Here is a 20,212-nt window from a genome sequence, read left to right as displayed (position 1 = left end):
GCGTGCATCCGCACCGCCTGATCAGCCAAATCGGATGTCAACGGACCCGAACGGGCCGAAATCGGCGTGAATATCGGTGCCGGGCGGGCATTCCACAGGGCGGATGAAACTGCCCGACAAAATAACCTGCCCTGGCTCGATGCTTTGGCCATATTGCGCCATGCGGCGGGCCAGCCAGACCACGCTCTCGATAGGGTCATTCAGCACGCCCGCACCCAGCCCGGTTTCTTCAATTTCACCATTGCGGAAGGTCAGCGCACCGACCCAGCGCAGATCGAAGGCGTCGATGGCATGGCGGGCCGTGCCCAGAACTAGCCCCGCATTGGCCGCGTTGTCGCTGATCGTGTCAAAAACCGTGCGGGTTATGCCCGTGTCGGGGTCCACCCGCTGGATACGGGTGTCAAGGATTTCGAGTGAGGGCGCGACATGGTCAGTGGCGGCAATCACGTCATCCCGCGAGACATCCGCACCGTCCAGTGGGGCTTTCATCACGAAGGCGATCTCGGCCTCAATGCGGGGCTGGATGAAGCGCCGGGCGGGCACGGTCGCGCCGGTTTCAAACAGCATGTCATCGAACAGAATGCCGCTGTCGGGGATGTCGATGTTCAGCGCGTATTGCATGGCTTTCGAGGTCAAGCCGATCTTCCACCCGATCACGCGACGACCCTCGGCCAGTTTCTGATTATGGATTGCGTTTTGCACCGCATAGGCGTCATCCATCCCCATCTCGGGGTGGCGCTGGGACAGAAGGCCGATCTGTCGACCCGTCCGTTCGGCGTTCAGCAGGTCGGCGGCAGCCGAGGCGTGGTCGTCCGGCGTCATATCACTTCGTCCTCAACCGTATTGCGGAGTGTGCCAATGCCGTCCACCGAAACCTCAACCACATCGCCGGGCGCCAGATAGCGAGGGGGATCAAACCGCGCGCCTGCACCGGTCGGCGTGCCGGTCACGATGATATCGCCGGGCTGGAGGGTCATGAAGGTCGAGATATAGGCGATTTCCTCACGGATCGGGAACATCATGTTGCGCACGTGATCGTCTTGCCGAAGCTCGCCGTTCACATGGGTCTGAATGCGGGCCTCGTCCAATTGCGCAGGGTCTGTGAACGGCACGAGCCACGGCCCCATCGCGCCCGACCGATCCCAGTTCTTGCCCTGCGTGACGTTGAACTTCGCGTGCCGCACCCAATCGCGGATCGTACCTTCGTTGCACAGTGTCAGTGCCGCGATGTGGTCATAGGCATCTGCCGCCGGGATACGCCGACCCGCTTTGCCAATGACAATTGCGACCTCGCCTTCATAGTCCAGCGTGTGATTTTCCGGCGGGCGGATCAGCGGTTGGTTGTGACCGGTGAAACCGCTCGCAAAGCGGGGAAACAGCGACATGTATTTCGGCTGTGCACTACCGTCTTTATACTCTGCATTGCGGTCGGGGAAGTTCACCCCGACGCAGAGGATGCGGGAGGCATCTGGCATCACCATGTCATAGGTGAAGTCGGTATGGGTGACGGGTCTGCCTTTCGCAACCTGCGTCAGGTCATTCAGCCCGCCCGCCGCCATCACATCACAAAGCGTGGGCCAGTGCGTAAAATCGGGGGAAAGGGCTATTGCGCCCGCGTCGGCGATGACACCATAAAAGGCTGTGCCCCCGGCGGTAAAACTGGCGATACGCATTGGGTGATCCTGTCACACTGAGAAACTGATATTGGCCTGCCCGGTACCGGAACTGCCGAAATACGGGGTGTAAATGTCGATCTCGCCCTCATAATCCTTCCAGCCCAGCGCACCGAACAAAAGCGCGGTGTCGTTCATCGCGCATTCGCCAGTGCATTTGACAGCATAATCAGGGAGCAGGTCGAGAAATTCTTCCCACCTGCCGCTTTCCCAAAGCTCCAAGACGCGCATGTCCATCTGGCGATTGAACTCGCCATTCACAGAATTCAACCCATCGACCGAACGCTCATTGGGCGTGAAATCATGGCTGAGAGAGCCGGACGCGAAGATTGACACCTTCCGATCCGACCGGCGGATGCCCTCGGCAATCGCAGCGCCCCACCGACGGTTTTCCTCGATGGACGAAAACTGGTTCACCGCCACCGGCAACACCCGGGCATTCACGCCCTCGTTGATGAAATGCATCGGCAGAAGCGTGCCGTATTCCATACCCAGATCGGGTTGTGCGTGACCCATCGCGCGCTCGCCCCGTTCTTCGAGCACAGACAGGATCGAGGCCGCCAACTCACTGTCGCCGAGATAGTCGAACTCCATATCCGCCAGCATATGCGGCAACTCATGGCTGATGAAACGCCCTTTGTGATGTGGCTTGGCGTTCAGATGAAACCCCTGGTTGGTGATCCAGTGGGTATCAAAGACGATGAAAGTCTCGACCCCGCGATCAATCGCGTCTTGCCGAAGCTTGGCATAGCCATCAATGGCCGGTTGACGGATGCCTTTGTATTTCTCCATCGTATGCGACATCCAGATGCTGGGCACATGAGTGATTTTCGCAGCTTGAACGATCTGTCCCATTGAATCTCCTCTGGGGTCTGTGGGAACGAGGGGCCAGCCCCTCGTGCTCCCCAGGATATTTATAACAAGAAAAAGAGCAGTTAAGCACCCAGTCGCATGATTTTGTGATCCCCGGTGGCAAAGCCTATATGCTTTTGTTCCATATAGAATTCGAAAGACCAATCGCCGCCATCGCGACCAATGCCCGATGCCTTCACCCCACCAAACGGCGTTGGCAAGTGGCGCACGTTTTCCGAGTTCACCCAGATCATACCGGCTTCCAACCTGTCCGTGAAGCGCAGCGCGCGGGTCAGATCGTTGGTCCACAGATAGGCGGTCAGGCCATATTGCGTGTCATTGGCCATGGCGAGCGCTTCATCCTCGGTCGAGAACGGGATAGACGTCAGGACCGGGCCAAAAATCTCTTCCCGCGCGACGCGCATGTCATTGGTGGCGTTGGTGAACACAGTGGGCCGCACGAAATATCCCATGTCCCCGATCACCACGCCGCCAGCGGCCACCGTGGCGCCGTCTTCATTCGCAATGTCGAAATACGAGGTCACTTTATTAAAATGCTCTTCGGTCACAAGCGGCCCGATTTCGGAGCCGGGGTCCAACGGATGACCCACCTTGATGTTGTTCACGCGCTCGATCAGTTGTGCTTCGAATTCATCCTTGATGGTGTCTTGCACGAACAGGCGCGAGGACGAGGTGCAGCGTTCCCCATTGATCGAAAAGATCATGAAGATCACCGCGTCCAGCGCCCGGTCAAGGTCGGCATCGTCAAAGACGATCACCGGATTTTTACCTCCCAACTCCAGATGGTTGCGTTTCAACGTGTCTGCGCCCTGCTTGGTGATCAATGACCCCGTGCGGCTTTCCCCCACAAAGGCGATGGCGCGGATCAGTGGGTGTTCGCACAGCGCCTTGCCCGCGTCCTCGCCAAACCCATTGACGGTGTTGAGAACGCCGGGTGGCAGGCCTGCCTCTTCGGCGATCTCGACCAACAGGCGGGCGGTCAGCGGAGACGCCTCGGCCGGCTTGTGAACGACGGTGCAGCCGGCGGCCAGCGCAGGCGCGATTTTCCAGGTCGACAGCATGAACGGCGTGTTCCAGGGCGTGATCACCCCAACCGGGCCAATGGGAACACGCGTTGTGACATTCAACAAAGTCGGCGATCTGAGTTGCTGACCATCGCGCGCCCGCACGACCTGATCGGCGAAGTAACGAAAGTTCTCGGCCCCGCGCAGGGCGGCTTTGGACATGAACCGGATCGTTTGCCCGGTGTCCCAGCATTCGCAAAGGGCGATTTCTTCAGCCCGCGCCTGGATCGCGTCGGCCACGTTGATCAGAATCTTTTTGCGTTCAGTTGCCGGCATGTCGCGCCAATCCGCGAACGCGTCATGGGCGGCATGTGCGGCGGCGTCAATATCGGCTTCGGTCCCGCGTGCAACGGCACAGATCAGGCTTTTATCGACCGGCGAATGTGTGGTGAACGCCGAACCAGTCCCATCGCTGTCTTTACCGCCAATCCGGTTCTTGATCCCTGCGCCGCGAAAGCGCGCCAGATACCCGTCCAGCTTATCAAGATTTTCAGTTAACGCAGTCATAACGCCCCCGGCAGCTCTGCGCTGTCCAAGAACCGCGCCCTCCAATTGCTTCACATGTTAACTATCTGGACTCGTGCTTGTCAACCCGGTCTTATCACCCGTCAATAGACTGTGGTCTGCGCACAGCCCGACAGATCACATCATTTTTCACCCGCAAACCAAAAATCGGTTTTCTTGTCAGTTGATGTGTGTTTCGACTACGGCAGCGGTGGCGCTGCAACCGACTTGTCTGGTCAAAGCCGAAGGGGAAGGCATGGTTGATTTATGGTCTGGCATCACCCAGGCGTTCTGGCTTTTGGCAACGCTGGATGCGGACCTTGTCGAAATCTCGCTCAGATCATTGCGTGTCACCCTGACGGCGCTGCTGATTGCCTGTGCCATCGGTATGCCACTGGGCGCCTATCTGGCGGTCCGCCGCTTTCGTGCCCGCCAGGTCACAATCGCGGTGCTGAACGCTCTTATGGGCCTGCCACCTGTTGTGGTTGGCTTGATCGTCTATGTGTTCTTCAGCCGCTCTGGTCCCTTCGGTGTGCTGGGGCTGTTGTTCACCCCCACTGCCATGATCATCGCTCAGGTGATCATCATCACACCGCTCATCGCGTCAATCTCGCACCAAGCCCTGCGTGAGCTTTGGTCGGACTATCATGATCTTCTGATCTCGATGAACACGACGCAAAAGCAACGTATTCGGGCACTGCTTTGGGATGGTCGCCGTGCACTCCTGACCGCCGCATTGGCCGGGTTTGGACGCGCTATCGGCGAGGTCGGCGCGATCATGGTCGTGGGGGGCAACATTGATCACCACACCCGTGTCCTGACCACTGCAATCGCGCTTGAGACTGGAAAGGGCGACTTTGCATTGGCACTTGCCCTTGGCTTTGTGCTGATCCTGCTGGCGATCACGGTCAATCTGGCCATACACATCATAAGTCGAACAGAACAAGGCGGCAGGTGGTGAGCAAGCTGTTTCCCCTTCACGTCAAAGGCGCATCGGTGCGCCGGGGCCGCAAGCTACTGGTTGGTCCCCTAGATCTTGTGCTGGATGCACCGGGGATCACGATGGTGATCGGCCCGAACGGTGCCGGAAAGACATCGCTGTTGCGCATGTTGCATGGTATTGCCCGACTTGGCAGTGGTTCGATCCGCTGGGCCTGCGATGATACCGAGGCTCGGCGACGGCAGGCCTTTGTGTTCCAGTCACCCATCATTATGCGCCGATCGGTCCTGGGCAATCTAGCTTACCCGCTTCGTCTGACCGGACTGTCCCGCGCCGAGGCGTATGCGAAAGCGACGCAGGCCGCGCTAGAGGTCGGGTTGCAGAAAATGCTGGACCGTCCCGCGCCGTTTCTGTCGGGTGGCGAACGCCAGAAGCTGGCTTTGGCCCGTGCTCTGATCACCGCGCCCGATCTGCTGTTTCTTGATGAGCCTTGCGCCTCGCTTGACGGACGCGCCACGCGCGAGATCGAGACCATCCTGACCCGCGCAGCCGCCGCAGGCACCGGGCTGATCATGTCGACGCATGACATGGGGCAGGCGCGCCGTTTGGCCACGGATGTTCTGTTCCTGCTGAACGGGCAGATCCACGAACGCGGCACAGCCGAATGTTTTTTCACCCAGCCCACAACAGCGCAGGCACGCGCTTTTCTGAAAGGAGACATTGTCGAATGAAACGGTTACTTCTTGCGGCTATTGCATCGATCACCCTGACCGGCATGGCGGTTGCCGATGAACTGAAACTCGCGGTGACGACCTCGTTCCACAATTCTGGACTGGCGGATATTCTGCTGCCACAGATCAAGCAGGATACCGGCATCGAGGTTCAACTGCTTGTGGTCGGCACCGGTCAAGCGATCAAACTGGGCGAAGCGGGCGACGTCGACGCCATTCTCGTGCATTCTCGCAAAGCGGAAGACGCGTTCCTGGCCGGTGGCTTCGGCACCCACCGCCGCGAGATCATGTATAACGACTTCGTCTTTATCGGGCCCAAAACGGACGAGGCAAATCTGGCAGCCGCCACCAGCGCCACAGACGCCCTGACGCGCATTCAGACCGCCGGAGCCCCCTTCGTCAGCCGCGGGGATGACAGCGGCACACATAAGAAAGAACTTAGCCTGTGGGCGGCTGCCGAGATCGACCCGGCTGGGTCTTGGTACAAAGCGGTCGGGGCTGGAATGGGGGCGGCGCTGAACACCGCATCGGGTATGAACGCCTATATCATGTCGGACCGCGCAAGCTGGCTGAACTTCGGTAACAAGGGCGACCTTGCGCTTGTCTATGCTGGCGATCCCATCTTGTTCAATCAATATGCCTATCTTCCTGTGAACCCACAAAAGCATCCACATGTGAAAGCGGGGCTGGCAGCAGAACTGGAAACATGGCTGGTCTCGGACACAGCGAAAACGTTGATCAACACCTATCAAATCAACAATGAGACCCTGTTCGTTTTCAACGCAGATCAATAGGTTATCTGACACCTACCCCAGCCCGCGCGCACCCAGCACCAGCCACGGGCAAACATCTGCGCTCTACCAGCCGATCCACACTGGATTGGCTGCGAGTGAAAGTGTGGGTGGTAGAACCTTTGGGACTGACCAATGAGACTGATGAGATGCCCAAAGACCTTAAAAAATGCGCAAACCAACAGGGCATCAAAAATCGACTGATGCACAAATATGCGAAAAACTATCATTCTGGCACAACAATTGAGACAAGTCGGAACTGATCCTCTCCCACTGAAGCGGTCCGCCCCTAAAGTTAGGAAACGGAGGATCAAAGATGGGAATCAAGCGACACAAGCCGGAAGAGATTGTCACGAAGTTACGGCAGGTTGGCGAATTAGTCAGCCAAGCAGGTGGCAGGTCGGTATAGCTTCGAGACCGAACCGCGAACAAAAATGTCCCACTTTTGCCCCGGGGCGAAAACGGCGGGACGATTTCGCCACATAACCCATTGATATCATTTACACTAAGAGTGTGCTATGGTGCCCGGGGGCGGAATCGAACCACCGACACGAGGATTTTCAATCCACTGCTCTACCCCTGAGCTACCCGGGCATGGGTGAACGTTAATCGTTCGGGTGGGCGGGTTGTAGACGGGGGGGAATGTGGTGTCCAGAGGGAAAATGCAGGATTTTCAGTGCGGGCCGTGACTTTCCTCGGGGTGCGCATGAGGCGCGGCTTCCGCCGCTTCTTCAATGTCTTCCGGGTCGTCTGACGGGACCGCATAGGAGCCGTTCAGCCAGCGCCCTAGATCCACATCCGCACAGCGGCGTGAGCAAAACGGACGATAGGTCGGGTCGGTCTTCTTCTCGCAAACGGGGCAGCTCATTTCAGGCCCTCCAGACAGGCGCGCAGGCTCATACGTTCGCGTTTGCGCTGAAGCTCGAAATTGCCCAGCGTCGTCCAGCCAACCAGGGATGTTTCGATCCCGTCGGCGCGAAAGGCGTTGCGCAGGGCTTGCTCGATCTGGCGGCGATCTTTCTTGGGGCTGGGTGCGAAATCAATGACAATTTGCCCACCCAAACCCCGGCACCGCAAGGCGCGCGGCAAGGCCTGAGCGGTGGCGATATTGGCTTTCAGACCGGCCGCCGGGCTGGTGTCGCCGCCGGTGTTTACATCCACGGCCACCAGTGCGCGCGTGGGTTCGACAAAGGCGCATGCGCCACCTGACAAGGGCACGTGAGCGCGGGTATGATCTGCAATCAGGTCGGACACCCCATGGCGCTCAAACGCGCCATCGCCATCATCCATTTGATCGGGTTTGGCCCATTCGCGCCACGCGTGATGATGAGGGTCGGCCCCGTCAAGCAACAGTTCTGGTGTCTGCCCGGTTGCATCCGCGCGCACAGCCCGAGACAGCGACAGCATCTGTGCAATATCGTCGGCAATCTCGTCATCCGATCCGGTTGCCGCCGCCGAGCGTAATATCAAACCTTCATCCACCCCGTCCATCACGCCGTGGGCGATGTCCAGCAGGCGCACGCGTTCGTCGTCATCCCGTATCGCGCGGCTGACATTGATGCCGGGCGCGTCCGGTGTGACAATCGCATACCGACTTTTGAACAATAACTTCCGGGTGACGGGAACGGCTTTTCCGTCCTCGGCAAACCCTGTGACCTGCACAAGAAGGGGCTGGCCGGGACTCAACCCCTTGCCCTGGCGCAGAAACCCCGTTTCCCCATCCGCCAGGCGCAACATCATGCCCCCCTGCCCTTTCAGCGGGCGATCACAAACTGCGCGGAAAATCGCGCCGGGCAATGTCACATCTTCGGGCGGCTCGACCAGAAGATCTTCAAGCCGACCATCGACGATATGGGCCGCTGCCAAGCGCCCCTTGTAACGGTCAAGCGCGATCACGCTGCCCTTCATGTTCTCTCTCCATAAATCGGGTAGCCCGCTGCCACCAACAGGTTGGCGGTTTCCGCCACCGGCAGACCGACGACGGCGGTATAGCTGCCCTGAAGCCAGGTGACGAAAGCCCCGGCTGGTCCTTGAATGGCATAGCCACCCGCCTTGCCGCGCCAGTCGTCAGACGCAAGATACGCGTTCAGTTCAACATCCGACAGACGTTTGAATTTCACGGTGGTCACGACATCTCGCGCCCATGTCTGGCCCGCATTGCGCACAACGACCGAGGTGATGACGCGGTGGCGACGACCTGACAGGGCCAGCAGGAACTCGGCTGCCTGCCCCGCATCCTCGGGCTTTCCCATGATGCGGCGGCCCGATGCGACGGTGGTGTCGGCACACAGAACGACCTCATCCACAGCCACATCCATCGCCGCGGCCTTTGCCCCGGCAATCCGGCGGCAATAGTCCAGCGGCAACTCTGCCTTCAACGGCGTTTCATCCACTTCCGGTGGCCGCACATCATCTGCAACAAGGCCGAGCTGCCCCAGCAACTCGGCCCGTCTTGGGCTGCCAGAGCCCAGAATCAACTTGGGGCGTGTCATGCCCGGCAGACCGCTTACTTGAAGCGGTAGTTGATCCGACCCTTGGTCAGATCATAGGGGGTCATTTCGACCTGCACCTTGTCGCCAGCCAGAACGCGGATGCGGTTTTTGCGCATCTTTCCTGCCGTATGAGCGATAATCGTATGGCCGTTTTCCAGCTCGACCAGGAATGTCGCATTCGGCAGGAGTTCCTTCACGACACCGGGGAATTCGAGCAGTTCTTCCTTGGCCATGTTCACTCCTGTATTTTCACCCACCCTTTGTGAGCGCCCTCTAAATGGGGCCAAACTTTCAGTTTTTCAAGGGAAATCCGGCCTGCTGGCAGATTAGACCGTGGTTTCATCACCTTGCGGCCGCGGCGGGCCAAAACGGTCAAGGATATGGCCGCGAATCTGGTCGCGGGTTTGGCGATAGGCGGCCAGCTTCTCGTCCCGCCGTGTGCCCAGCCCGGTGGGGTCGAGAATCGGCCAATACTCGACATCCAGATGAAACAGCCGCGTCAATTCCAATGCGCGCCGCTGACTGGCCGGCGACAGCGCCACGACCAGATCGAAGCTGGACAGATCATCCCCCCACTCCTCCATCTGGTCAAAGCTGCGCACCCGGTGGTTGGACAGGGTGATCCCCAGCTCGTCACAGACCGATATTGAAAAGCCATCAATATCCATATCGCTGTGAACACCGGCGGATTGCACATAAATGTCGTGCCCGTAATAGGCTTTCATCATCCCCTCGGCCATCGGCGAGCGCACCGCATTGTGGTCGCAACAGAACAGCACAGACTGAGGAAGATCAGCGGCCATGCTCAGCCCCAGTGCAGGACACAGATCAGGGTGAACAGGCGGCGCGCGGTGTCGATGTCGACATTGGCCTTGCCTTCAAGTCGTTCCTGCAACACGCGCGCACCTTCGTTGTGGATGCCGCGCCGGGCCATGTCGATGGCTTCAATTTGGCTGGGTGGCAGTTTTTTCACCGCGTCGAAATAGCTTTCGCAGATCGCAAAATAGTCCTTCACCACCTGACGAAACGGACCAAGAGACAGGTGAAATTCAGCCGCAGGTTTGCCGTTTTCCGTTTTTGCGTCTACCACCAACCGTTTTTCGCGAATGGACAGACCCAGATGATACGGTCCTTCGGGCGGCACCAGATCATCACGACCGGCCAGTTCAAAACTGTTATCTTCCAGCAAGTCGAAGATCGCGACTTTACGCTCCTGTTCGATCGCAGGTGTGGGGGCGGCAAGGCCACTGTCGTCAATTTGGATGTCGTTGATGCGGTTTGTGGTCATTGGAACACTCTGAGGATCAATCGTTAAGGGCGTCAAGCCGTGCGCGAACGGACAACCCGTGTGCCTCAAGGCTTTCTGAAATGGCAAGCGTTTCTGCTGCGGGTCCGATTTCGGACAATGCGGCCGGCGTCATTCGGGCCAGCGTGGTGCGTTTCAGAAAATCCATCACCGAAAGACCAGAGCTGAACCGGGCCGACCTTGCGGTGGGAAGAACGTGGTTCGGCCCACCGACGTAATCGCCGATGGCTTCGGGCGTCCATTGGCCAAGGAAGATCGCACCAGCATGAATGCACTTGCTTGACAATGCCTCGGGGTCGGCAACGCACAGTTCAAGATGTTCAGGCGCGATCCGATTGGACAGGGCGGCGGCCTCGTCCAGATCAGCGACCGCGATCACCGCCCCGAAATCGCGCCAGCTTGCGCCCGCGATCTCGCGCCGCTCCAATGTCTCCAGCCTTTCATCAACCGCCTGGGCAACCTTGCGACCAAAGACCTCATCCGTGGTAATCAACAAAGATTGTGCGCTTTCGTCGTGTTCGGCCTGGCTCATCAGGTCCAACGCCAGCCAGTCGGGGTCATTGTCGCCATCAGCAATCACCAATATCTCGGAGGGCCCGGCAATCATGTCGATGCCCACCTTGCCGAACACGCGGCGCTTGGCCGCGGCAACAAACGCGTTACCTGGCCCGGTGATCTTGTCGACCGGTGCGATCGTCTCGGTCCCATAGGCCAGTGCCGCCACGGCTTGTGCGCCACCGATGCGATAGATCTCGTCCACGCCGGCAATGCGCGCGGCCAGAAGCACCAGCGGGTTGGCGATCCCGTCAGGTGTCGGCACCGTAATCGCAAGCCGCTCCACCCCCGCCACCTTGGCCGGTATCGCGTTCATCAGGACCGAGGACGGATAGCTGGCCAAGCCACCGGGCACATAAAGCCCTGCGGCAGATACCGCCGACCAACGCCAGCCAAGCTCGGCCCCGGTCTCATCCGTCCAGCGCTGATCGTCCGGTATTTGGCGGGCATGATATGCGCGGATGCGGTCGGCGGCCAGTTCAAGCGCGGCGCGGTCCGCGTCCGAAACCTTGGCACACTCCGCATCAATCTCATCCGTCGTATACCGAAGGGTGTCGGGCGTCAGGTCCAGCCGATCAAATTTTGACGTCAGTTCGATCACCGCCGCATCCCCGCGGGCGCGCACGTCGGCGATAATGTCGGCCACGATGCCGTCGACCTCGGGGCTATCTTCGCGTTTCATGGACAGCAGGTCGACAAAACGTGCTTCGAAATCAGCGTCTTTGGAGTTCAGAAACTGGGGCATTGGTTATTCCGGGTGCTCAGGCGTGTGACGCGACGGCGCGACATAAGGGCGGGTGACGTCCTGAAGCGTGACATCCAGCGTTTCGACGTCCAGCGCGATGGCTCCGTCGCCTGCCAAGATCAGTTCAAGTCGCCCCATCCCATCTTTAGCCGCCACGAACGACAAAGACAGAAGCGATAAAATCAGATCTTTATTGCCGCGCTCAATTCCTTGACTTTGCACTTTTAGAACATCCGAGACGGAAAGCACCGACTGAACCCGCTCGACCGGGCGCGACCGGCGTTTCGCGGCGGCTGTATCCTCCCATCGGAAGCGGTTCAGCAACAGGGCAAAGCGTCTGTGGCGCGCATCCCACGCGATTTCTGATGCCGGGAATACGGCGTCCTGCACCAGCGTGCTGATCACTTGCAGATCCTCATCGTCCATCGCAATCAGGCGAAGCGGAGCCTCTGCCGCATCTTCAAACCGGGCATCCTGGTCTGTATCGCTCATTCTTTGATCCGTTCGATTTTGGCCCCGATTGAGGACAGTTTGCGCACAACCTTCTCATACCCGCGATCAAGGTGATAGACGCGGCTGACCACGGTTTCACCCTCCGCCGCCATGCCCGCCAGGATCAGCGACACGGACGCCCTGAGATCAGTTGCCATGACCGGCGCGCCTTTCAACTTCTTGACCCCGTGCACCGTGGCCGTGCCGCCATGCACCTCTATATTCGCACCCATACGCGTCAGTTCAGGTGCGTGCATGAAGCGGTTCTCGAAGATGGTTTCGTGCAGAACCGATGTGCCCTCTGCGGTGCATAGCATCGCCATCATCTGCGCTTGAAGGTCGGTCGGGAAACCGGGGAAGGGTTCGGTGGTGACATCGACCGCCGAGACGCGCCCGTTCTTTCGCCTGACTTTCAAACCGCGCGCGGTTTCTTCCACCTGAATGCCCGCAGCATCCAGTTTCTCGACAAAGCTATTAACCAGATCAATGCGACCACCCAGGCATTCGACCTCACCACCCGCGATGGCGGGGGCCAGCATATAGGTGCCAAGTTCGATCCGATCAGTGACAACCGGGTGGGTTGCGCCGTGCAAGCGGTCCACGCCCTGAATGACAATCTCGGTCGTGCCATCCCCGTCAATTTGCGCGCCCATCTTGCGCAGGCAATCCGCCAGATCGACGATTTCCGGCTCGCGCGCGGCGTTGCGAATGATGGTCGTGCCTTTGGCCAGCGTGGCCGCCATCAGGATATTCTCGGTCGCCCCGACAGACGCAAAGGCCAGTTCAATCTCGGTCCCCTTAAGGCCACGCGGTGCCTTGGCATGCAGATACCCGTCTTTCAGCTCGATCTCTGCGCCCAACTTTTCCAGCCCAAAAATGTGCAGGTCCATGGGTCGCGCTCCAATCGCGCAGCCGCCGGGCAGCGACACAACTGCATGCCCCAGCCGCGCCAGCATCGGCCCCAACACAAGGTTCGAGGCGCGCATCTTTCGTACGATATCATAATCGGCCACGTGGTTGTTGATGTCATGCGACGACATCGCCAGCACCTGCCCGTCCTGCATCGACGTCGCCTCAGCCCCTAACGAGGCGAGCAATTCAGTCATCGTCTTGATATCTGACAGGCGCGGCGCGTTGGTCAGCGTCAAGGGCTCTTCCGACAACAGAGTCGCCGGCATCAGCGTCAAACACGCGTTCTTTGCCCCCGCAATAGGTATTTCGCCGTGCAGTTCACCACCACCGGTCACAACTATCGAATCCATCTGCCCGCCTTTTCTATTGGTCTTTTTGCGTCTGCGACCGAGTGGCCCCGTTTCCCGCCCGCGCGCGCGCCTGGGATTTGCGCCGCGCCATGTTGGCCTTCAGCGCAGCTTTCAGCCGCTCTTCACGATCCGCCCCTTTTTTTGAGGGTTTCTGGGGTATCTTCTTACGCTCCATAACCCCTTCTGTAACCCAGCTTCAAAAAAGGGTCCAGAATGCGCTTGCGTCCTTACGCAATTAGGGCTAATCAGCCGCCCACAGTGTGCTGCTGTAGCTCAGTGGTAGAGCGCGTCATTGGTAATGACGAGGTCGGGAGTTCGATCCTCCCTAGCAGCACCATATCATCGGCAATATCAGACTGGGCTTTGATCAGGCAGTGACGGCGGTTCACGCTATTCTGATTTCTGTCGATTTGAACGCTATTCTCACCGGATACATGGATTGTCTCATTTACGAGGACAAATATCATCTTAAGGTTGATATTTTTCGGGCAGTGTGTGTTTTGGCTTGCATCTGATTTTATCCGATGGGAGCTTGGCGCGCCAAGGCTTCGCGGCGCATTTTTTGAGTGTTTCGTGGCGCTGAATGCAATTTAGGGTTGTGTTTCTCTTCGGTGTAACCAAAATTTAACCATGAGCCGGAATCAAGCGATAGACTCGCTGCTAGATGAATTGGAACCAATGGCCTCGGCGGGATATTTCGTCGGGCTGCATATTCGTTTTGCCGCACCTCTCCTGACCTTCCAAACATACCCGCAAGCCTGGTCCGATCACTACACGCGCAACGCCTATGCGTTGCGTGACCCGATGATCGCCTGGGGCATATCGCGCACCGGTGCCACGCGCTGGAGCGATATTGACCTGCCCGACCCGTTTGGCATCCTGAAGGATGCCGCTCGGCACGGGCTGGTCTATGGCGTCTGCGTGTCCTGTGGTGAAATCTCATCGCGGACGGTTGCAGGTTTAGCCCGGGCTGACCGGGAATTTACCGATGAAGAGATCGCCGCGATCAGCGGTGTCGTGCTTCGGCTTCACCATGTTTCACAACCCCCTGACACGCTGACCAAGGCCGAGATCGAAGCGCTTCACGTGCTGGCATCGGGTGAACGCTATGCGGCAGGTGCGGTTGTGCTGGGCATTTCGGAAAGCGCGCTGAAGGCGCGTCTGTCCTCTGCCCGCAAGAAGTTATTTGCACGCACCTCGGCCGAGGCCATTCAGAGAGCTAAGGACTACCGACTGATCTAGACCCGGCTGTCGCCTGGGCGTGCTTCCCGTTTTTTTCAACCAAACTGGAGGATGTCATGCAGACGACCACACTTTCTTTCGCCAATTTACACAACCATGGCGAGTTATTTGCGAATCTACTTCGCGCTAGACGGCAAAGTTTTATCATTCAGAACCGTTGGGATCTTCCCGAAGCACTGGGAATGGAGTTCGACCAATACGACACGCCCGCCAGCCGTTGGGTGGCGGTCCATGAATTCGGCCGGGTTCTGGCTGGCATTCGGTTGACGCCGACCACGGCGCGTTGCGGGATTTATACCTACATGATCCGCGATGCGCAGCTGGGGCTGCTGGACTCGATCCCGTCGGACCTTCTGTATGACGACGCCCCGGTCGCCGAGAACATCTGGGAAAGCAGTCGGGTCTTCGTGGCGCATGATACGCCGCAGCGGGTGCGCCGCCTTGTCCATGGACACTTGATTTCCGAGATGACGAAGTCGGCCCGCGATTTGGGGGCCACGCGTGTTCTGGGCTTGATCCCGGCCAGTTGGCCCCGTTGGTCCAAGCGTTTGGGTTTGGACACCAGCGCCGCAGGACGGGTGATGGAAATTGATGGGATCAACAATCAAGTCGTGTCCATCGACCTGTCAGGCAAGCTGCACTGACAAGGGCAGCCACCCCGCTGCAAACCCAACGAACACCTGTGATCAGGGCGCGGTTTCTGCGCCCTTTTCAACAAGTCGGCAGGTATCAACCGATCCCTCATGCCCTTGGGCAATTCCCCGCCAATGTGACGCGACACGCGGCCCCACCCCTTAAATCAGCACATATCAACCCTACATATGATCCAGAGGTGCCTAAGCCTCGTATTAGGGCCACATACAACGAGAGGATGGAACACATGTTGAAGACGTTTTCTTATACAGCCGCCGCCGTGGCGTTGACGGCGACTACCGCATTTGCTGGCAGTTTGGCGGAACCTACGCCTGAGCCGACGATCGCATACGCTCCTGCACCGGCCGCCACACCTGATTGGACAGGTGGCTATGTCGGTGCACAGATCGGCTATGCCGATGTTGGCACCACAGCCGCTGGCGTCGAAGGCGATGGCGTGATCGGCGGTCTTACTGCCGGTTACGATTTTGACATGGGCAACTGGGTTGCCGGTGTGGGCATCGACTATGACTGGGCCGATGTGGATCTTGCTGGCGCCGCCAACCTCGAGAACGTCCTGCGCGTCAAAGCGCGTGGCGGTTACAAGATGGGCGACGGGCTGCTTTACGCAACCGCCGGTTACGCCAATGCCTATACGGATACACTTGGAGACAGCGACGGCTATTTCGTCGGCGCTGGATATGAACAGCGTGTCACAAGCTCGTTCAATATCGGTGCAGAAGTTCTGTATCACGAATTTGCTGACTTCAATGGCAGCGGTATCGACGTTGACGCGACCACGATTCAGTTGCGCGGCACCTACCGCTTCTGATGGTCAGTGCACCTTAGACAAAACAATGGCGCGCCAGCCAGGCGCGCCATTCGTATTTCCATCCTGCACATTTGCCCTGGCTGGGGTCTTGCGATAACCCAGCTTAATCCATCCACTCGAACGGACGGGTAAACTCGCCCAGGCACTGCGCCACGGCCTCGTGATCCACATCCCCCGTCGCGCGCAATCTTGCCACAAGCCCGCGTTTCTTGTCGTCAATGACCTCAACCACATGGGCGGCATGTCCGGCATCTTCCAACGCCTTGTCATAAACCCGCGTGATCGCGGATTTGCGCAGCTCGGGCTTGAACACTTTTCCAACAGCGGTCTTGGGCAGTTCGTCCAAAATCTCGATATGCTTGGGCAGTGCGGCTTTTTCGTGGATATGCTTCTTGGCGAAATCCATCAACTCGTCGGTCGTAACTTGCGCGCCACCGACCAGTTCGACATAGGCGCATGGCAGTTCCCCGGAATAACTGTCGGGCTGTCCGATGGCCCCCACGAAGGCCACCGCGTCGTGACCGGCCAGAACCTCTTCGATCTCGGCCGGGTCTATGTTGTGTCCGCCCCGGATGATCAGATCCTTGGCGCGACCGGTGATCCACAGATAGCCGTCTTCGTCCAGACGGCCCAGATCGCCCGTGCGCAGATGGCTGCCATAGGCGAACAGACCTTGGTTCTTGGCCTCTTCCGTATAGGTGTTGCCCGCAAAGACGCCGGGGTTGGACAGGCATATCTCGCCCACCTCGTCCACGTCATGTTCTTTCAGGACATTCCCGTCATCGTCACAGGTCAGGATCTTCACGTCCGTATAGGGAAATGGCACACCGACCGACCCGACCTTCTTGTCGCCCGCTGGCGGGTTGCAGGACACAAGACAGGTGGCTTCGGTCAGCCCATAGCCTTCAACAATCGTAACACCGGTTGCCGCAACAAAGCGGTTGTAAAGCTCGATCGGCAGCGGGGCGGAACCAGAAAACGCGGTTTTGAGCGACGAAACATCCGCGTCCACCGGCCGCTGCATCAGCGCCGAAATGGCAGTCGGGACGGTGATCATGAAGCTAACCTTGTAGCGCTCGACGAGTTTCCAGAAATTGTCGAACACCCCTTCGCCGCGATAGCCCGCAGGGGTCGGATGCACGAAATGGCTGCCTGCCATCAGAACCGACATCCAGATCACATGCACTGCAAAGACGTGAAACAGCGGCAAGGGGCAGATTATCACGTCATTTTCGTCAAACAGCAGGCTCGATCCAAGCCAACCGTTATAGACCATGCCAGAGTATTTGTGCTGCGCCACTTTCGGCGTGCCGGTCGTGCCGCCGGTGTGGAAATAGGCGGCGACGCGATCTTCCGGCGTATCGGTGAAATCGAGGGTGGTATTCTGGCGCGACATCTCGGCCACGAAATCCAGAACACGCGCCTTGTGGGCGACCGGGTTCTTCGGTCGCAGAAGCGGCACCAGCCAGCTTTTCGGCGGGCTAAGGTAACGGTTCAGGTCGATCTCTAGCACGGTATGCACGTTCGGCGCCATCGCCACGGACTTGGCCGCCAGTTGTGCAACATCGGCCTTCGGGAAAGATTTCAGCGTCACCAGCACCTTGGCTCCGGTTTCACGCAGGATGCCCGAGACCTGCTCGGCGTCCAGAAGCGGGTTGATCGGGTTTACGATCCCCGCAATGCCGCCACCCATGAGGGTGTAAATCGTCTCGTTACAATTGGGCAACAGGAAGGCGACAACATCTTTTTCGCCGATCCCCAGCGACCGAAACAGGTTCGCCGCCTGGCAGGACCGTTCCAGCATTTGCCGCCATGTCACGGTTTCCTTGGCGTCGGTTGGCCCGGATGTCAGCTGATACGACGCCGCGGGCCGTTCCGGGAATTTCTTTGCGGTCTGTTCCAACATTTGATACAGCGTGACGGGCTTGTCGCGCGCATCCCAACTCATCTCGGCTTCGACCGCGTTGCGGTCTTTCATCGAGCCAAAATCATACATTCTTGTTCCTCCCCTGCGCCCAGAGAACCGGGCGGTCGTTTGATCACAAGAATGCGGTCAAAACCGGCCCCCCGCAAGTGTGACGTGACGTGGCGAATTTGGGTGACGCTAGGGGAGGTTAGCAGGCGAGACGGGCCTCAGGCCATACCTTCGGTAAATTGCAAACGTGCCAGCCGGGCATAGAGACCGTCTTGCGCAACCAGTTCGTCATGTGTGCCTTGCGCCACGATACGCCCTTCGTCAAAGACGACGATCCGATCCGCCTTTTTTACCGTGGCCAGCCGGTGCGCCACGATCAGCGTGGTGCGGCCTTGCGCCAGCTCGTCCACGGCCTGTTGCACCAGACGCTCGCTTTCGGCGTCCAGCGCCGATGTCGCCTCGTCCAGCAGCAGGATCGGCGCGTCGCGCAGGATGGCGCGGGCGATGGCGATGCGCTGTTTCTGCCCCCCCGACAGCATCACGCCGCGTTCACCCACATAGGTGTCATAACCTTCGGGCAGCCGTTCCAGGAACTCGTGCGCGGCGGCGGCGCGGGCGGCGGCTTCGACCTCGGCGTCTGTCGCATCGGGACGGCCGAAGCGGATGTTCTCGCGCGCAGAGGCTGCGAAGATCACCGCGTCCTGCGGCACCAGCGCCACGTATTTGCGGAACTCGTCCCTGCGCATCTGGCGCAGGTCGACGCCGTCCAGCATCACCGCCCCGTCCTCGGGGTCATAGAACCGTTGGATCAGTTGGATGATCGTCGACTTGCCCGCGCCGGACGGGCCGACCAGTGCGACCGTTTCGCCGGGAGCTACGTTCAGCGATATCCCCTCCAAAGCCGCCTGATTTGGGCGTGCGGGATAGTGGAAGGTGACGTCATCGAACTCGATCGCGCCTTTGGGCCGTTTGGTGATGGCAATCGGGTTGACCGGATCCTTGACCGCATCTTCGGCGTTCAAAAGCTCGACCAGACGTTCAGTCGCCCCAGCAGCGCGTTGCAGCTCGCTCCAGATTTCCGACAGGGCACCAACGGCCCCGGCCACCATGACCGAATAGATCACGAACTGCACCAGTGCCCCGATCGAGATATTGCCCGCCGTCACATCGCGCATCCCAATCCACAAGACCCCAACAACGCCCGAGAAGATCAGCGAAATCACGATCACCGTCATCACGGCACGTGTGCCAATCCGGCGCTTGGCCGATATAAAGCTTTCCTCGGTCAGCCCGGAAAACTCGCCTCGGCTCAGGTCCTCGTGGGTGAAGGCTTGAACGGTCTGGACCGACAGCAGCGCCTCGGACGCATTGCCCGAGCTTTTGGCGATCCATTCCTGGTTTTCGCGGCCCAGCACACGCAAACGCCGCCCCAGAACGATGATTGGCACGATCACTATTGGCACGATCAAAAGCACAAGCCCCGTCAACTTTGCCGAAGTCAGCAGCATCAAAACCATACCGCCCAGGAAGATGAACACGTTGCGCAGCGCGACCGACACCGACGATCCGATCACCGACAGGATCAACGTGGTGTCAGTCGTGATCCGGCTCAGCACTTCGCCGGTCATGATGTTTTCATAAAAGGCCGGGCTCATTCCGACGACGCGACCAAAGACAGCCTTGCGGATATCCGCAACCACGCGTTCACCCAACCGGGTCACGAGATAGTAGCGCAACCCCGTCCCAAGGGCGAGCAAGCTGGCAACGGCGAGTGCTGCCAGAAAGTACCTGTCGAGCAGTTGGGTCGTCGCGTCGCCAAACCCATCCACGACCCGGCGCACCGCGATTGGCAGGGTCAACGAAATACCTGCCGTAAACACCAGCGCGCAGAACGCAGCCAATATCCAGAACCGATAAGGCTGCATGAACGGCCACAGCCCAGCCAGCGCGCCAATACGTTTGGATTTCTCGCGTTCGTCCATTTCAACGCTGGACGCACCTGCCTGTCTTGCCATTTGACCTGCTCCTTTCGGGCAGAGATAGCCGCGCACGGCACGACGCACAAGCCGAACTGCCATTCGGGATTGTCGCAGACCGCCGGGGGCGTTTCCTGATCGACAAACTTTGCGAAGTTCTGTCCTTTCACATATCTGCCGCAGAAT

At 59.0% G+C, this 20,212-nt stretch carries 21 protein-coding genes and 2 tRNA genes; 7 read left to right on the top strand and 16 right to left on the bottom strand.

Translation table 11 applies throughout. From position 1 onward, the window contains the following. Positions 1-21 precede the first annotated feature (21 nt). From hpaH to hpaE, 4 genes are all read right to left on the bottom strand, one after another. Positions 22-822 carry a 2-oxo-hept-4-ene-1,7-dioate hydratase gene (gene hpaH, locus AC13C8_RS09435; RefSeq protein WP_482847124.1) on the bottom strand — a complete coding sequence of 267 codons (801 nt, stop codon included), beginning with the start codon at positions 820-822 and terminating at the stop codon, positions 22-24. Continuing rightward, positions 819-1,673 carry a fumarylacetoacetate hydrolase family protein gene (locus AC13C8_RS09430; RefSeq protein WP_091428903.1) on the bottom strand — a complete coding sequence of 285 codons (855 nt, stop codon included), beginning with the start codon at positions 1,671-1,673 and terminating at the stop codon, positions 819-821. Before AC13C8_RS09430 ends, hpaH begins: the two co-directional genes overlap by 4 nt. Before the next feature lie 12 nt (positions 1,674-1,685). Continuing rightward, positions 1,686-2,528 carry a 3,4-dihydroxyphenylacetate 2,3-dioxygenase gene (hpaD, locus tag AC13C8_RS09425; RefSeq protein WP_482847123.1) on the bottom strand — a complete coding sequence of 281 codons (843 nt, stop codon included), beginning with the start codon at positions 2,526-2,528 and terminating at the stop codon, positions 1,686-1,688. A gap of 80 nt (positions 2,529-2,608) precedes the next feature. Continuing rightward, positions 2,609-4,117 carry a 5-carboxymethyl-2-hydroxymuconate semialdehyde dehydrogenase gene (hpaE, locus tag AC13C8_RS09420; protein WP_482847122.1) on the bottom strand — a complete coding sequence of 503 codons (1,509 nt, stop codon included), beginning with the start codon at positions 4,115-4,117 and terminating at the stop codon, positions 2,609-2,611. Between the two features lie 253 nt (positions 4,118-4,370). Here hpaE and AC13C8_RS09415 point away from each other — a divergent pair, with 253 nt between their 5' ends. Genes AC13C8_RS09415 through AC13C8_RS09405 form a run of 3 tightly spaced genes read left to right on the top strand, consistent with a single transcriptional unit; the run spans position 4,371 to position 6,579 of the window. Beyond that, positions 4,371-5,075, top strand: coding sequence for an ABC transporter permease (locus AC13C8_RS09415; protein WP_091432053.1), 705 nt, complete (start codon positions 4,371-4,373; stop codon positions 5,073-5,075). After that, complete coding sequence (locus AC13C8_RS09410) at positions 5,072-5,785, top strand: energy-coupling factor ABC transporter ATP-binding protein (RefSeq protein WP_091428898.1); 714 nt, start codon at positions 5,072-5,074, stop codon at positions 5,783-5,785. The genes AC13C8_RS09415 and AC13C8_RS09410 overlap by 4 nt, the downstream gene beginning before the upstream one ends. Next, positions 5,782-6,579 (top strand): ABC transporter substrate-binding protein, encoded by a 798-nt coding sequence (locus AC13C8_RS09405; protein WP_091428897.1) that lies wholly within the window; start codon positions 5,782-5,784, stop codon positions 6,577-6,579. The genes AC13C8_RS09410 and AC13C8_RS09405 overlap by 4 nt, the downstream gene beginning before the upstream one ends. A 516-nt stretch (positions 6,580-7,095) precedes the next feature. Here AC13C8_RS09405 and AC13C8_RS09400 read toward each other — a convergent pair. The 10 genes from AC13C8_RS09400 to murA all read right to left on the bottom strand — a co-directional run bounded on the left by AC13C8_RS09400 (position 7,096) and on the right by murA (position 13,428). Further along, a tRNA-Phe gene (locus AC13C8_RS09400) sits at positions 7,096-7,170 on the bottom strand. A gap of 79 nt (positions 7,171-7,249) precedes the next feature. Continuing rightward, positions 7,250-7,444: a DNA gyrase inhibitor YacG gene (locus AC13C8_RS09395; RefSeq protein WP_091428896.1), complete on the bottom strand. Its 195-nt coding sequence runs from the start codon at positions 7,442-7,444 to the stop codon at positions 7,250-7,252. Next, positions 7,441-8,484, bottom strand: a complete 1,044-nt coding sequence (locus AC13C8_RS09390; RefSeq protein ID WP_482847121.1) for a ribonuclease E/G — start codon at positions 8,482-8,484, stop codon at positions 7,441-7,443. The genes AC13C8_RS09395 and AC13C8_RS09390 overlap by 4 nt, the downstream gene beginning before the upstream one ends. Beyond that, the gene (locus AC13C8_RS09385; RefSeq protein WP_482847120.1) at positions 8,481-9,068 is read right to left on the bottom strand and encodes a Maf family protein; all 588 of its coding nucleotides are present in this window, start codon (positions 9,066-9,068) and stop codon (positions 8,481-8,483) included. The genes AC13C8_RS09390 and AC13C8_RS09385 overlap by 4 nt, the downstream gene beginning before the upstream one ends. A 14-nt stretch (positions 9,069-9,082) precedes the next feature. Beyond that, on the bottom strand, positions 9,083-9,301 hold the full coding sequence (gene infA, locus AC13C8_RS09380; protein WP_008186030.1) for a translation initiation factor IF-1: 219 nt from the start codon (positions 9,299-9,301) through the stop codon (positions 9,083-9,085). A 93-nt stretch (positions 9,302-9,394) separates the two neighbouring features. Beyond that, positions 9,395-9,871 (bottom strand): arsenate-mycothiol transferase ArsC, encoded by a 477-nt coding sequence (locus AC13C8_RS09375; RefSeq protein ID WP_091428886.1) that lies wholly within the window; start codon positions 9,869-9,871, stop codon positions 9,395-9,397. Positions 9,872-9,873: 2 nt separating this feature from the next. Continuing rightward, positions 9,874-10,356 (bottom strand): UPF0262 family protein, encoded by a 483-nt coding sequence (locus tag AC13C8_RS09370; RefSeq protein ID WP_482847119.1) that lies wholly within the window; start codon positions 10,354-10,356, stop codon positions 9,874-9,876. A 16-nt stretch (positions 10,357-10,372) separates the two neighbouring features. Continuing rightward, entirely contained in the window at positions 10,373-11,674 is a 1,302-nt protein-coding gene (gene hisD / locus AC13C8_RS09365) for a histidinol dehydrogenase (protein ID WP_091428884.1), read from the bottom strand. Positions 11,675-11,677: 3 nt separating this feature from the next. Continuing rightward, positions 11,678-12,166 (bottom strand): DUF2948 family protein, encoded by a 489-nt coding sequence (locus AC13C8_RS09360; protein WP_482847118.1) that lies wholly within the window; start codon positions 12,164-12,166, stop codon positions 11,678-11,680. Beyond that, a complete protein-coding gene (gene murA / locus AC13C8_RS09355) occupies positions 12,163-13,428 on the bottom strand; it encodes a UDP-N-acetylglucosamine 1-carboxyvinyltransferase (RefSeq protein ID WP_482847117.1) in 1,266 nt (421 codons plus the stop codon). Before murA ends, AC13C8_RS09360 begins: the two co-directional genes overlap by 4 nt. A gap of 262 nt (positions 13,429-13,690) precedes the next feature. Between murA and AC13C8_RS09350 the strand changes: the two genes are divergently transcribed. The 4 genes from AC13C8_RS09350 (at position 13,691) to AC13C8_RS09335 (ending at position 16,135) form a co-directional block, all read left to right on the top strand. Further along, positions 13,691-13,765, top strand: a tRNA-Thr gene (locus AC13C8_RS09350). 293 nt (positions 13,766-14,058) lie between these two features. Then, positions 14,059-14,670 carry an autoinducer binding domain-containing protein gene (locus tag AC13C8_RS09345; RefSeq protein WP_482847116.1) on the top strand — a complete coding sequence of 204 codons (612 nt, stop codon included), beginning with the start codon at positions 14,059-14,061 and terminating at the stop codon, positions 14,668-14,670. 56 nt (positions 14,671-14,726) lie between these two features. Further along, a complete protein-coding gene (locus tag AC13C8_RS09340) occupies positions 14,727-15,314 on the top strand; it encodes an acyl-homoserine-lactone synthase (protein ID WP_091428879.1) in 588 nt (195 codons plus the stop codon). A gap of 236 nt (positions 15,315-15,550) precedes the next feature. Beyond that, a complete protein-coding gene (locus AC13C8_RS09335) occupies positions 15,551-16,135 on the top strand; it encodes an outer membrane protein (RefSeq protein ID WP_482847115.1) in 585 nt (194 codons plus the stop codon). Between the two features lie 103 nt (positions 16,136-16,238). Here the strand turns inward: AC13C8_RS09335 and AC13C8_RS09330 are convergent, their stop codons facing one another. After that, positions 16,239-18,131, bottom strand: a complete 1,893-nt coding sequence (locus AC13C8_RS09330) for an acyl-CoA synthetase (RefSeq protein WP_482847114.1) — start codon at positions 18,129-18,131, stop codon at positions 16,239-16,241. Between the two features lie 137 nt (positions 18,132-18,268). Then, entirely contained in the window at positions 18,269-20,065 is a 1,797-nt protein-coding gene (locus AC13C8_RS09325; RefSeq protein ID WP_482847113.1) for an ABC transporter transmembrane domain-containing protein, read from the bottom strand. Between the last annotated feature and the right edge of the window lie 147 nt (positions 20,066-20,212).

It is taken from the genome of Aliiroseovarius sp. B-4 (genome assembly GCF_056857795.1).
Note: the sequence above shows the minus strand (reverse complement) of the source record. Positions and strands in the feature narration are given on the sequence as shown.

Excerpts from the sequence above, each read along its gene's own strand:
- hpaH (WP_482847124.1), bottom strand. The coding sequence starts at position 822 with ATGACGCCGGACGACCACGCCTCGGCTGCCGCCGACCTGCTGAACGCC.
- AC13C8_RS09430 (WP_091428903.1), bottom strand. The coding sequence starts at position 1,673 with ATGCGTATCGCCAGTTTTACCGCCGGGGGCACAGCCTTTTATGGTGTC.
- hpaD (WP_482847123.1), bottom strand. The coding sequence starts at position 2,528 with ATGGGACAGATCGTTCAAGCTGCGAAAATCACTCATGTGCCCAGCATC.
- hpaE (WP_482847122.1), bottom strand. The coding sequence starts at position 4,117 with ATGACTGCGTTAACTGAAAATCTTGATAAGCTGGACGGGTATCTGGCG.
- AC13C8_RS09415 (WP_091432053.1), top strand. The coding sequence starts at position 4,371 with ATGGTTGATTTATGGTCTGGCATCACCCAGGCGTTCTGGCTTTTGGCA.
- AC13C8_RS09405 (WP_091428897.1), top strand. The coding sequence starts at position 5,782 with ATGAAACGGTTACTTCTTGCGGCTATTGCATCGATCACCCTGACCGGC.
- AC13C8_RS09395 (WP_091428896.1), bottom strand. The coding sequence starts at position 7,444 with ATGAGCTGCCCCGTTTGCGAGAAGAAGACCGACCCGACCTATCGTCCG.
- AC13C8_RS09390 (WP_482847121.1), bottom strand. The coding sequence starts at position 8,484 with ATGAAGGGCAGCGTGATCGCGCTTGACCGTTACAAGGGGCGCTTGGCA.
- AC13C8_RS09385 (WP_482847120.1), bottom strand. The coding sequence starts at position 9,068 with ATGACACGCCCCAAGTTGATTCTGGGCTCTGGCAGCCCAAGACGGGCC.
- infA (WP_008186030.1), bottom strand. The coding sequence starts at position 9,301 with ATGGCCAAGGAAGAACTGCTCGAATTCCCCGGTGTCGTGAAGGAACTC.
- AC13C8_RS09375 (WP_091428886.1), bottom strand. The coding sequence starts at position 9,871 with ATGGCCGCTGATCTTCCTCAGTCTGTGCTGTTCTGTTGCGACCACAAT.
- AC13C8_RS09370 (WP_482847119.1), bottom strand. The coding sequence starts at position 10,356 with ATGACCACAAACCGCATCAACGACATCCAAATTGACGACAGTGGCCTT.
- hisD (WP_091428884.1), bottom strand. The coding sequence starts at position 11,674 with ATGCCCCAGTTTCTGAACTCCAAAGACGCTGATTTCGAAGCACGTTTT.
- AC13C8_RS09360 (WP_482847118.1), bottom strand. The coding sequence starts at position 12,166 with ATGAGCGATACAGACCAGGATGCCCGGTTTGAAGATGCGGCAGAGGCT.
- murA (WP_482847117.1), bottom strand. The coding sequence starts at position 13,428 with ATGGATTCGATAGTTGTGACCGGTGGTGGTGAACTGCACGGCGAAATA.
- AC13C8_RS09345 (WP_482847116.1), top strand. The coding sequence starts at position 14,059 with ATGAGCCGGAATCAAGCGATAGACTCGCTGCTAGATGAATTGGAACCA.
- AC13C8_RS09340 (WP_091428879.1), top strand. The coding sequence starts at position 14,727 with ATGCAGACGACCACACTTTCTTTCGCCAATTTACACAACCATGGCGAG.
- AC13C8_RS09335 (WP_482847115.1), top strand. The coding sequence starts at position 15,551 with ATGTTGAAGACGTTTTCTTATACAGCCGCCGCCGTGGCGTTGACGGCG.
- AC13C8_RS09330 (WP_482847114.1), bottom strand. The coding sequence starts at position 18,131 with ATGTATGATTTTGGCTCGATGAAAGACCGCAACGCGGTCGAAGCCGAG.
- AC13C8_RS09325 (WP_482847113.1), bottom strand. The coding sequence starts at position 20,065 with ATGGCAAGACAGGCAGGTGCGTCCAGCGTTGAAATGGACGAACGCGAG.